Annotated in this window: 14 protein-coding genes and 1 pseudogene; all 15 read right to left on the bottom strand. The window is 60.6% G+C overall.

Features of this window, described 5'->3' with window-relative positions; genetic code table 11:
- Positions 1-68: 68 nt before the first annotated feature.
- Positions 69-866 (bottom strand): TlyA family RNA methyltransferase, encoded by a 798-nt coding sequence (locus VXJ24_RS04940; RefSeq protein WP_330971808.1) that lies wholly within the window; start codon positions 864-866, stop codon positions 69-71.
- A 41-nt stretch (positions 867-907) separates the two neighbouring features.
- Positions 908-1,081 (bottom strand): annotated as a pseudogene (locus tag VXJ24_RS04945) (exodeoxyribonuclease VII small subunit); the annotation flags it as partial.
- Positions 1,081-1,728 carry a transcription antitermination factor NusB gene (gene nusB, locus VXJ24_RS04950; protein ID WP_330971809.1) on the bottom strand — a complete coding sequence of 216 codons (648 nt, stop codon included), beginning with the start codon at positions 1,726-1,728 and terminating at the stop codon, positions 1,081-1,083. The pseudogene VXJ24_RS04945 and the gene nusB, both read right to left, overlap by 1 nt.
- A gap of 5 nt (positions 1,729-1,733) precedes the next feature.
- Positions 1,734-2,093, bottom strand: a complete 360-nt coding sequence (locus VXJ24_RS04955) for an Asp23/Gls24 family envelope stress response protein (protein WP_330971810.1) — start codon at positions 2,091-2,093, stop codon at positions 1,734-1,736.
- A gap of 209 nt (positions 2,094-2,302) precedes the next feature.
- Positions 2,303-2,872, bottom strand: a complete 570-nt coding sequence (gene efp, locus VXJ24_RS04960; RefSeq protein WP_330971811.1) for an elongation factor P — start codon at positions 2,870-2,872, stop codon at positions 2,303-2,305.
- A 110-nt stretch (positions 2,873-2,982) separates the two neighbouring features.
- The gene (locus tag VXJ24_RS04965; RefSeq protein WP_330971812.1) at positions 2,983-4,119 is read right to left on the bottom strand and encodes a M24 family metallopeptidase; all 1,137 of its coding nucleotides are present in this window, start codon (positions 4,117-4,119) and stop codon (positions 2,983-2,985) included.
- 36 nt (positions 4,120-4,155) lie between these two features.
- Positions 4,156-5,361 carry a dehydroquinate synthase/iron-containing alcohol dehydrogenase family protein gene (locus VXJ24_RS04970; RefSeq protein WP_330971813.1) on the bottom strand — a complete coding sequence of 402 codons (1,206 nt, stop codon included), beginning with the start codon at positions 5,359-5,361 and terminating at the stop codon, positions 4,156-4,158.
- Entirely contained in the window at positions 5,358-5,909 is a 552-nt protein-coding gene (locus VXJ24_RS04975; protein ID WP_430623812.1) for a shikimate kinase, read from the bottom strand. Before VXJ24_RS04975 ends, VXJ24_RS04970 begins: the two co-directional genes overlap by 4 nt.
- A gap of 104 nt (positions 5,910-6,013) precedes the next feature.
- The gene (locus tag VXJ24_RS04980; protein ID WP_330971815.1) at positions 6,014-6,487 is read right to left on the bottom strand and encodes a prepilin peptidase; all 474 of its coding nucleotides are present in this window, start codon (positions 6,485-6,487) and stop codon (positions 6,014-6,016) included.
- Positions 6,484-6,987 (bottom strand): YqeG family HAD IIIA-type phosphatase, encoded by a 504-nt coding sequence (locus VXJ24_RS04985; protein WP_330971816.1) that lies wholly within the window; start codon positions 6,985-6,987, stop codon positions 6,484-6,486. Before VXJ24_RS04985 ends, VXJ24_RS04980 begins: the two co-directional genes overlap by 4 nt.
- 6 nt (positions 6,988-6,993) lie before the next feature.
- Positions 6,994-8,244, bottom strand: a complete 1,251-nt coding sequence (gene mltG, locus VXJ24_RS04990; RefSeq protein ID WP_330971817.1) for an endolytic transglycosylase MltG — start codon at positions 8,242-8,244, stop codon at positions 6,994-6,996.
- 192 nt (positions 8,245-8,436) lie between these two features.
- On the bottom strand, positions 8,437-8,856 hold the full coding sequence (locus VXJ24_RS04995) for a DUF956 family protein (protein WP_330971818.1): 420 nt from the start codon (positions 8,854-8,856) through the stop codon (positions 8,437-8,439).
- Positions 8,857-8,928: 72 nt separating this feature from the next.
- Positions 8,929-9,873: a PTS system mannose/fructose/sorbose family transporter subunit IID gene (locus VXJ24_RS05000; RefSeq protein ID WP_330971819.1), complete on the bottom strand. Its 945-nt coding sequence runs from the start codon at positions 9,871-9,873 to the stop codon at positions 8,929-8,931.
- Positions 9,874-9,891: 18 nt separating this feature from the next.
- Entirely contained in the window at positions 9,892-10,707 is an 816-nt protein-coding gene (locus tag VXJ24_RS05005) for a PTS mannose/fructose/sorbose transporter subunit IIC (RefSeq protein WP_330971820.1), read from the bottom strand.
- Positions 10,708-10,722: 15 nt separating this feature from the next.
- Positions 10,723-11,709, bottom strand: coding sequence for a PTS sugar transporter subunit IIB (locus VXJ24_RS05010; RefSeq protein WP_330971821.1), 987 nt, complete (start codon positions 11,707-11,709; stop codon positions 10,723-10,725).
- Positions 11,710-11,747: the final 38 nt, after the last annotated feature.

An 11,747-nucleotide genomic window follows, 5' to 3' on the forward strand; every position in this document is an offset into this window, starting at 1 on the left:
CGTTCCATCGATTCCGTACGCCCAGTGTAGCATCAAGCGCCATCTTACAGCACAGACGTACAGATGTTCTATGAAGCGATGAAGGTCTCGCCCTCCCTGACAACCTGAGAGAGGTCTGGCACCAGCCCAGCCTCTCCCCTTCTGCCATACAGCAGGTATTCGTGGTTGCCCTTGGCACCCGTGATCGGGCTTTCGCAGGCACCCTTGATGGCAAGGCCTGCATCCACAAAGGCACCGGCCACCTTCATGAGAGCTTCAAGCCTCACTTCAGGATCGTGCACGATGCCGCCTTCGTCCACCTCATCGCGCGCTGCCTCGAACTGCGGCTTCACGAGCGTCAGGAACGCCCCGTCATCTTTCAGGAGCTCCATGACAGATGGCAGGATGGAGACGACCGAGGTGAACGACACATCGCAGACAGCAAGATCGATCGTGCCCATGCGCTCAGGCGTCGGCACATCGACGATATTCGTGCGCTCGAGGAGCTCGACGCTGGGATTGTTCCGGAGCGACCAGTCGAACTGTGCATAGCCCACATCGACCGAAAGGACGCTTCTTGCCCCGTGGGAGAGAAGGCAGTCCGTAAAGCCTCCCGACGAGCAGCCCACATCGAGGCAGGCAAGGCCTTCTGGCTTCACATCGAAGGCGTTGAGACCCCGCTCGAGCTTGAGTCCTCCCCTGCTCACGAACGGGATGTGCCCTCTCACATGGAGCTCGATGCCGGGCTTTACCTGCTCGCCGGCAGATTCCATGCGGCGGTCTGTCGTCGAGACATCTCCTGCCATGACAGAACGCAGGGCCTCGTCCCTTGTTGGGAAGAAGCCCTGCGCTACAAGTTCCTCATCGAGCCTTCTGCGCCGTGCCACAGGCCCTAGCCCTCCTTGGTCTGGGTGCCCGCGTGCTCTGCATCCTGGGCGTCGACCATATCGACTGCCTTGGAGCCAAGAGCGATGGCCTCGTCGAAGAGGTCGAGCGAACGCTCGAGCGACGTATCCTTCTGGCGCACCTGCCCGGCAATCTCATCGAGCCTGCCCGCAATCTCGTCGAAGGTCTTGTAGGCAGACGTATCGATCTTGGCCATTACGCGTCCTCGCCCGGCTCTGCAGCCTCATCGGCGTCTTCTGGATCCTCGCCCGGCTGCCAGGTGCCCTCCTCGGCACCTTCAGCCTCTTCCTCGGCACGGATCTCGGCACCATAGGCAGGCCACTCGCGCTCTTCTTCGGGGGCTTCTGCTTCGGGGGCTGCAGCGGCAAGCGCCTCTGCCTCCTCGGTCCCCTCTTCAGCTTCGCGCTTGAGGTCGCGTCCTGCCTCGAGCTCGCGTGCAATCTTTCCGAGCACGCCGTTCACGAAGCGGCTCGACTCGTCCGTGCCATAGGCCTTGGCAAGCTCGACGCATTCGTCGATCGTGACAGGCAACTCGACCTCGTCGACCTCGAGGATCTCATAGAGGGCAAGCCTCAGGAGATTGCGGTCGACTGCCGGCATGCGGAAGAGCGACCAGTTCGTAGCGACGGAGTCGATGATGCGGTCAAGGCCGGGACGCAGCGACCAGGTGCCACGTGCCAGACGCTCGCCGAAGGGATCGAGCGGGCCCTCGGAGAGGGCATAGTCCCCATCGAGCACCTCATCCACGGCACGGCCCGTTGCCTCTGCCTGGAAGATGATCTGCAGGGCCTGGCTGCGTGCAAGGGTGCGTCCCTTGAACTGCTTTGACGATTGCTTTGACAAGGCTTCTACTCCTTGGGGAATACGAGGCTGTCGATGCAGACATCGACTGCCGATACTTCAACGCCGATCTGTTCGGACACGGCATCTGCGACTGCCTGGCGCACGTTCTGCGCAAGCTCGCAGAACGGGTAGCCATAGAAGACCGACAGATGGACCGTGATATGCAGGCGGCCGTCCTCTTCTTCGGACTCGACTGCCTGTGCGACATCGAGGCTCTTGGCCGTGAAGACCCTGATGAGGCTCGAGGTAAGCGTATCATTGCCGCCGACAGAGGCGACTCCTTCGACCTTTTCTGCTGCCAGCGCAACGACGGTCGCGATGACGCGGCGGGAGATGCCAATGCCAGAGATGGAGAGCTCGTCCATAGAACGTCCTTCCGCATCCGCCAGAAAGCCAGCTTTCCGGCTTGCTTATGGTCATACCCAGTATACGCAAATAGCCCAGAGGCAGGGCCGCATCTTGGAAGCGCGCTGGCAGCTGCTCCCAAGGTTTCCACATTGCAGGGCCTGTCTGCATAGAAAAATGCCGCACCCCACCGCCAGATGGGACGCGGCATCCCTCATTGTGCGAGAGGCTAGACGCGCTGGACGAACTTGCCGTCGCGCGTATCGACCTTGATCTTCTCGCCCTGGTTCAGGTACATCGGCACCTGGATCGTAGCGCCCGTGGAGATCGTGGCCGGCTTCGTGCCGCCCTGGACCGTGTCGCCCTTGAAGCCCGGGTCGGTCTGCGTGATCTCGACCTCGATGAACATGGCAGGCGTCACGCCGAGGAGCTCATCGTCAGCGTAGAGCAGAGAGGCGTTGTCGTTCTCGACGAGCCACTGGGCGTTGTCGCCGATGAAGTCGGCAGGAACAGCGACCTGCTCATACGTATCGTTGTCCATGAAGTAGTAGTCGACGCCGTCGTTGTAGAGATACTGCATCTCCTTGGTGATGAGCTGCACGCTGTCGAACTTCGTGCCTGCATTGCAGGTCTGGTCGATCGTGCGGCCATCGCGCAGGTCCTTGATCTTGTAGCGCACGAATGCGCCGCCCTTGCCCGGCTTGACATGCTGGAACTCGACGATCGTGTAGTACTTGTTGCCGATCTTGAGGCCCATGCCGTTCTTGAAATCAGCGGTGCTGATGGTCTGCGTTGCCACGGTTGATCTCTTTCCTATCCGTAAAACTCCGAAACGTTATCAGTATACGACGTCGCTCCAGCTCATGCAGGCAAGCCGGAGCGACTACACAAAGTGTGAAGATGTGGGTCCTAGCAGGGAATCTCGACGAGGTCGTGGGCGGATGCCGTGAAGACGTCGTAGCCGTCCTCGGTCACCTGTCCGAAGTCCTCGAGGCGGATGCCGAAGCGTCCCGGGAGGTAGATGCCCGGCTCGACCGTGATCACAGATCCTGCAGGGATGACGCCGTGCTCGGCAGGAGCGCCGGAGCGGCTGAAGTACGGTGCTTCGTGAATCTGGAGGCCGACACCGTGGCCGAGACCATGCTTGAAGTAGTCTCCGTAGCCGGCATCGGAGATGACCTTGACGGCGAGGTTATGGATATCGACGCCGATGACACCGGCATGGATCGCTGCCTCGCAGGTCTCGTTCGCCTTGCGGACGACGGCGTAGACCTTCTTCTGCTCATCTGTCGCCTTGCCGACGCACACAGTCCTTGTCATGTCCGAATGGTAGTCATGGTAGCCGGCACCATAGTCCATGACGATGAGGTCGCCCTCCTCGACGCGGCGCTCCCCCGGCTGGGCATGCGGGTTGGCACCGTTCGGACCGCTTGCGATGATCGTGTCGAACGAGAGCGCATCGGCACCGCGGTCGAACATCGCGCTCTCAAGCTCTGCCCTGATCTGGAGCTCGGTGAGTCCCGGCTTGATGTAGCCGCAGATGTGCTCGAAGGCAGCATCCGTGATGGTCTGGGCATGGCGCATGAGGGAGACCTCTTCGGCGTCCTTCACGACACGCAGCGCCGAGACCGTGCCATGCATGCGCGGCAGGAGGCATGCCGCCGACTGGCGACCAAGCTCTGCCTCGAGCGCATCGAAGAATGCAAGGTCTGCCGTGTCCTCGATTGCGACGACACGGGCATGGGTCTTCTTGATCAGGGAGGCTGTCCAGGCCGGATGGCTCACGGCATCCATATCGAGCTGCCAGTCCGTATCCTTGCCAAGGCGATCCTGGAATGTGCCGAAGTAGCGCGAATCCGTATGGAGCCACTGGCCCTCGCGGGTCACGAAGGCCGTATGTGCGACCTCGTCGTCGAACGTGCGCTCGGCTCCTGTGAGCCAGCGCAGATCCGGATTGTGGCGCAGCACGACTGCGTCATATCCATACTCCTGCATGAGGGCACGAAGGCGTGCAACACGCGCCTTTCCCATTTCCTGATCTGCCATAGCAAAAGATCCTTTCCGATTGAATGTACCAAGCAACTAGTCCGCCTGGTGCTGTGCGCACCAGGCCTCGAGATGCGCCTTGAGGCGGGCATCCTCGATCGTCGCGAGACGGACGCGTCCGAAAGCGCGCGGCACGGCGAGCATGAAGCGGTTCGAGCGCAGATGTGCGCAGGCGCGCATCTCGTGCAGGAGCGCATCGGGATCTACCGTGGCGCTGACCGTGCCCAGCCCCAGTACTGAGAGCAGCTCGTCCTGGGCAAGCATATCGTCGACCTTGAAGTCCTCCTCGGTCACAGCCACGCGTGCCGTGAAGCGCAGGCCTTCGGCCAGAAGTGTCGAGGCAGGAACGCCTTCCACAAGATGGCTCAGCGCCTCTGCAAACGTGACGCCGTAGGAAAGCGACTGGCGCACGGCAACAGAGGTCGAGGAGGCAATGCGGCCGCGGCTCCTGAGCGTCTCGTTCACCTGCTCGCGCAGTGCCACCTCGTCAGCTTCGGCGAGGGCATCGCGCCTGTTATAGAGCGCTTCGAATGCCTTTTCCGTATCGGAGACCGCAGTCGCGACCATCGTCGCATAGGCGTGGAGACGCTTCTCGGAAGGTCCGAGGTCGATGCGGGCAAAGTCGGCAAAGACGTTCTTCAGGCTGTTATGGCCAGACACCATATCCCTGTGCGTGCCGACCGAGATTCCTTCAGGCGTGACGGTTGCGCAGACAAGTGCCTCGAGATCGAGCGGCAGGGCGCAGACCGGCGTACGGCCACACCAGGCGCCGGCAGCATATAAGACAAGCGAGAGCTCAGGGGCAGCACCGACACAGACAATCAGGTCATCCGACGTGATATGCAGCCTGTCAAGCTCGCCGAAGAGTTCATCTGCCGCAGAAAGCGTGAGCTCTCCCGGCACAGAGCCCCTGAGCGCCTGGAAGCCGGCATCGTTCAGCTGCCAGAGGAGCTCCTGGACGAAGTCCGGATCCGCCTTGTCAGACACGAGGAGCGCAGCCTTCGCAGGCTTTCCGACAGAGCTCTTGAGGTCGTGGCCGAAGTTCTCGAGGTTGCCCGAGCCTATGCGGACATTGCAGGAGCTGCCCGGAAGCGACACCCACTGGCGGGTCGTCTCAGCCAGAGGAGACTTCGGCGCTTCCTCTTCCTGAAGGACTTCGGCAGCCTCAGCCACATCGGCAGGAGCCTGTGCAGCATCCCCGTTGTCCTGAGGGACGCTCGTCCCAAGCTCTTCTTCGCTCATAGCAGCCCTTCCTCCCATAGAAGCTTCGACGCATCGCAAGCGACTTCTTCGAAGCTCTTGTTCCTGATATCGATCGTATAGTCTGCTGCCGCCTCATAGAGGGGACGCCGGCGATTATAGCAGGCGCTCGTCTCCTTGAGACAGCCGCCCAGATCGGGCCGTGTCTCCTTGTGCTGGATCTGCCTCAGCGAATCGGAGAGATCTCCATCCAAGAATACGATCTTGCCCATGCTGTGCATGAGGTCGACATTCTCGGAGCGCTCCACGATGCCGCCGCCGCAGCTCACGAGCAGCGACTTCTTCTCGCTGAGGCTTCTGAGCACCTCGGTCTCCGTATCGCGGAACGACTCTTCCCCATCCTCGCGGAAGATATCGCAGACGCTCTTGCCGCGGATCCTTTCGACCATGCGGTCGGTATCCACATAGGGCCGGCAGAAGAGGCATCCGATATTTCTTGCCACCGTGGACTTGCCGGCTCCGAGAAAGCCGACGAAGAAGATATGATCGCACCCTTCATGTACGACATATCCATTGCATGGTCTGTCCACCAAAACCTCCGAAAAACACAGTCTGATCTCCTTGATTCTATCATCGAGATCGAAGCTGTCATGTCAGAGGAGAGCACACGTACATCCTGCATCAAAACAGGGCATCAGAGGATGTCTGAGGACAGGAGCACAAGCATGCAGGAGAATGCGACCGAAAGATAGGGTCCAAAGGCAAAGCGCTTCTTCTTCTGAACGAGCGTGACCAAGGCGCCCACAAGCGCTGCCGCAGCAAGCGGCACGAAGATGCCAGGTCCCAGAAGCGTTGCCCAGGCAGCAATGTATTTTATATCGCCGAGCCCCATGCCGCAGGCTCCATGGATCCTGCGCCATGCAAGCTCGAGCGCTGCACCGCAAAGGAGCACAAGGAGCGCAGCTGCCAGAACGGCCTGGGGGGCAGAAGTCTCATCCGCAAGATGGAAGGCAAGCACGCCTGAGAGCTCAGGCGCCCAGATGCGCACCGCCTGGAAGGCAAGGCCCAGGGCTGCCATAGCAAGGCAGAAGCTGTTCCGGATACGGCAGCTGCGTGCATCCTCCACGGCTACCGCCAAGGCGAGCGCCAGGGCGGCACAGACAATCATCGGTCGCCTTCGAAAGTGTGGCCGGAAAGAAGCGGACGCTCGATGAGGCGCAGGATCTGCGTATACCAGAGGTCTGTCGTCGAGAGCGGATGCACAAGGATGGTCGGGATATGCGCCAGGTTTCCTGCCACGACATCCGTGAAGACCTGGTCTCCCACAAGCACGGTCTCTGCTGCAGAGAACCCTTCGCGGGCCAGCGCATGCGCAAGCGCAAACGGTGCTGGCTTCATCGCATGGTGGACGACGGCAGAGCCAAGCTCTTCTGCCGTCCTCTCGACATCTGTCCCATGGAAGTTGTTCGAGACGAGGCAGGTCGCAAAGCCGATCTCATGCGCCTTTGCGAACCAGGCAGCGACCGGAGGTTCGACGCGCATCGTTGAGCGAGCCATGCAGGTGTTGTCGCGGTCTATGAGAAGGAAGCGCACGCCCTCCTGCCAGAGCGCACCGAGATCGATGAGCTCGATGCGTGCGACATAGCGGCTTGCCTCGAAGAGAGACACGCTCTCCTACTCCCCGGTCTCTGCATTGCTGCTTGCAGCAATGCTTGCGAGATGTTCGTCATACGTCTCGGAGAAGCTCGAGGTCGTCTGGCCATTCTCCTGCACGATATAGAAATAGAGATAGTTCGTGTCGGCAGGAGCAAGCGCAGCCTGGATGGAGGCAAGGCTCGGTGCGCAGATAGGTGTTGGCGGCAGGCCTTCGTTGAGATACGTATTGTAGGGCGATTCCTGCTTGAGGTCGTCTGCCGTCACTTCGCCGCCTGTCACATAGCCCATCGTCGCATCGCTCTGGAGCGGCATGGCAGCCTGGAGACGGTTGTAGAAGACAGAGGAGATGCTTGCGCGCTGATCGTCCGTCACAGCCTCGCGCTCGATAATCGACGCCATGGTCAGCACATCATAGTCAGACATCGTGATGCCGTACTTTGCCTTGATCTGCGCTTCGCCCGTGGCAAAGTCAATGGATGCCATCTCCGTCTTGTACTGGTCGAGCATGGCACGAATCACCGTGTCGGCATCCACATCCGCATTGAACGTGTAGGTCTTCGGGAACAGGAATCCCTCGAGGGAATCGTTCTGGGCAGAGGCCAGGAACGGATAGTCTGCCACATAGTTCGATGCCTTTGCCTGCGCCGTGAAATCGTCGGCCGTGATGGAAGGGATGGCTTCTGCGACAGCCGCAGCGGTCTTTGCGACCGTATAGCCTTCAGGCACTGTCAGCTTGTAGGCATAGCTCGAGCTGGGCCCTGCAATGAGGCCGTTCACGATGTCTTCGACGGACGCTCCTGCCGTGAAAGTGTAGGTGCCCGCCTGCATCTGTGCGTCGTCCCCATGGCTCTTGTAGGCAGTGAGGAAATCGCTCGACTGGCTGTTGTCGAGAAGGCCTGCTTCGACAAGTGTCTTGAAGATGGTCTGGCCGGAAGCGCCCTTCGGCACCGTGACCGTGACCTGGGTGCCCTCCTCGACCGTCGTCTTGGAGCCCGCACCGTCGATCCTGCTCAGCACGCCCGGGAGGACGCGGATTGCAAGGAAGGCGACGACTGCGACTGCGATGATCGTGCCCAGGATGTAGGGTGCCGGTCCGTGGGACGACTTGCGCTTGACCTCGCGTACATGCCCCGCCCGGCTCTTCTCGCGCGTCCTCTGCGTCACCTGGGCCGTGCGCGACGAAAGATGGGTCGCCGGCACCGTCCCCACAGCATGGCCTGCCGTACGGCGGCGTGGTTGGTGCGATTCGTGGCGGGGAGTCGAGCTCATGGGCAGTCCTTAGCTTCTTTGCAGCTACCCTTAAGGCTACAGGGCAGACTGACAGATTTCTTGAGTGTGCCTGAGCATACGCCGAAAGTGTGACTGTGTTCGCAGCAGATACCCATCTACAGAGGAAATGCGCAGACTTGATGCCTCCAAGCTGCGAAAACACCCGCAGTCTGCATAAATCGAGGCAGAAGCTTACTCTTCGTCAGCCGTGTCCTTCTTGGGATGGAAGACGCCTGCGATCTTTCTGCCAGCAGCCTTGACGCCGGCACGCAGGACATCGAAGAAGTCGGGAGAGCGCAGCATCCTGCTCGGGTCGACATGCTCGCGGATTGCCCTGAGCGCTTCCCTGTTGTTCTTTGCAGAGAACGTGAAGTGACCATTCTCCTTCGTGAAGACGGCCCAGCGGGCAATGTGGCGCTTGCCGTAGACCGAAGCCGAGATGTAGTCGATCTCATCCCAGGGAATCTGGATGTAGTCCTGGGTATTGCGCTCGTTGTAGTACTCGAGGGCATTGTTGCCGACCATAAGGTCACCGGTTGAGGTGAGGCCCTGGAGAGAGCTCACCTTGCAGGTGTATTCCACCGAGCTGTTCTGCGACTGGACCATTGCCATTGATGTGACTCCTTAATCGAAAAGGCCGTGCTCCCTTGCGGAAGCACGGCCCATGATAGCGCCTTGGCAATCCTACAGGAAGCCGAGGAGACGGCCGACGATACCAAGTGCGAAGAGGCACAGGATGATGACGATCGGCGAGACCTTCTTCTTGAGGAGCCAGCAGCAGAACAGCGTCAGGCCCACTGCAGCAAGGCCAGGGATGAGCTGGTCGAGGTTGGACTGCAGGGTGACGGTCTTGACAGGATCGAGAGCCGTGGCACCGATGGAGCTGTACATCGTGAGCGCCTGCTTGATGCCATCAGCGCCAGCCGGAAGGCTCTCCCAGTCGATGTAGGCACCAGCCTGCTGCGGGATCCGGGCGACGACCGGAGTGAAGTTGATGGAGACCCAGCGCTCGACCAGGGCACCGATGATGAACATGCCGAGGATGGAAGCGCCTTCGGTCAGCCTGCCGAGCAGGCCGCCGGAGAGGTCCTTCGTGATGGAGGTGCCCAGATTGTAGCCGGCCTCCTGCGTGTACCACAGGAAGGCGATACGGATGATGTTCCAGGCAATGAAGAACAGGAGCGGACCGACGATGCTGCCGGACAGGGCCAGCGAGGCACCGAGAGCGCCGAGAATCGGGCGTACCGTGTACCAGAAGACCGGGTCGCCGACACCGGCGAGCGGACCCATCATGCCGACCTTGACGCCCTGGATTGCAACGTCGTCGATCGGGGCGCCGTTGGCGCGCTCCTCCTCCATTGCGAGGACGACGCCGATGACCGGAGCGGAGACGTACGGATGCGTGTTGTAGAACTCGAGGTGGCGCTTGAGTGCCGCCTTCTGGTCTTCAGGATCCTTGTAGAGGGCCTTGATGGCCGGGATCATCGAGAAGCACCAGCCGCCATTCTGCATGCGTTCGTAGTTCCAGGAGCCCTGAAGGTACTGGTGGCGCCACATGACCTGCTTGCGGACTGCCTTCGAGAGGACGATCTTGCCGTCTGCGTTCTTCTCAATAGTTGCTTCTGCCATGGTTTCACACTCCTTCTGCTATTCGTAGTCGTCCAGAATGTCGCCCAGCGGGTCGCCGGAGCCGGCAGCTGCACCAGAGCCGCTCTTTGCCATGTCCTTGAGGCCAAGGTAGATGATGGCAAGGGAGAGGCCGATGACGCCGAGGGCGATGAGCGTGAGCTCCTTGATGGCTGCGAGGACGAAGCCGAGCGCGAAGAACGGCCAGACCTCCTTGGAAGCCATCATGTTGATGACCATGCAGTAGCCGACTGCAGCGACCATGCCGCCGCCGACTGCCATGCCGCCGGTGAGCCATGCGGGCATAGCATTAAGAGCTGCCGTGACGGCCTCGGACGGAATGAAGCAGAGGCAGGCTGCCGGGATGGCGATACGAAGGCCCTGCATAGCGATGGCGATGAACTGCCAGCGGTCGATGCCAGCCATATCGTCCTTATCGGCGCAGGCATCCATTGCGTGGACGATGGCCGTAGCGATCGTACGGCAGATCATCGTGAGGAAGAGGCCTGCGACGGACAGCGGGATTGCCACTGCCATGGACGTCGTGATGGCGTCCTGCTGGTTGCCGCCGCCATTGAGCGCCAGCACCATGATGATGGCGGAAGCGACGGAAGCGAGAGCTGCATCAGGAGCGACAGCAGCGCCGATGTTTGCCCAGCCGAGGGCAATCATCTGCAGCTGGCCGCCGAGGATGATGCCTGCATCGAGATGGCCCGTGACAAGGCCGATGAGCGTGCAGGCAACGAGCGGCTGATGGAATTCCCACTCATCGAGGATGCCTTCCATGCCTGCCAAGAAGGCCACGATAATGACCAGAAGTACCGTAATAGGTGACATACATTCCCTCCTTCTCTAGGCCATGTTCTTTTCGGCAAGAAGCTTCCAGATGTCTTCGACGCGGTCCGACGGGACCTTCTGCACGTAGAACTCCGTGCCATTGTCACGGCATTCCTTGAGCGTCTTGACATCGTCCTCATCGCAGGCGATTGCCTGGTTGATGACAGTCTTGCCGGCGGAATGTGCCATAGAGCCGATGCACACCTTCGGGAACTTGACGCCACCCTTCTCGGCCTCGAGCAGATCCTGCGGAGTCTCGAAGAGCACCATGGCCTTCGTCGCACCGAAGCGCGGATCCTTATCGACCTGAATCAGCTTGCTGATCGGGATGACATGGACATGGACTCCTGGAGGCGCAGCCTGCACGATCATGGTCTTGCGCAGCTCGTCGTGGGCGACACCGTCGGAGACAACCAGGATGCGATCCGGGTTGACCTGCTTCGTCCAAGCCGTTGCGACCTGGCCGTGGAGCAGACGGGTGTCGATGCGGACGTACGCGTAGTTGATGTGACCCGTGCCAAGCACCGTTCCCTCGGGAATGGCGCCCTGCGGGGCCGCAGCTGCAGCAGGAGCGGGTGCCGCGGTCTGAGACTTCGGCTCGAGCTCCTCAGGCTTCACCTTGATGCCATCCTTGGACTCGGAGAAGATCTCCTTCATGACGTCGACAGCAGTGTCGGCACCCATACGGGAGCCGTACGCGCTGACGAGCATCGGAAGGTTGAGGCCGGTGATTGCGACCCAGTCCTCGTGCTTCTCCTCGTCGATGATGCGTGAAACCTGGTTGAACGGTGTGCCACCCCAGAGGTCGACCAAGAACAGGACATGCTCCTGATCGCTGAAAGTGGCGATGGCGTCAAGCAGCTTCTTGTGCATGTCGTCAGGACCCATGTCGGGGGTCAGGACAACAGCGGCGACGTCCTCCTGAGGACCAAAGATCATGCTTCCGGATTCCTTGATGCCTTCGGCGAACTTGCCATGGCTTGCCAGGACGATTCCTACCATCCAACTTCCTCCTTACTTCTCTCACGCTGCCTACAGAA

The organism is Olsenella kribbiana (assembly GCF_036408795.1).
GTDB classification, from domain to species: domain Bacteria; phylum Actinomycetota; class Coriobacteriia; order Coriobacteriales; family Atopobiaceae; genus Olsenella_L; species Olsenella_L kribbiana.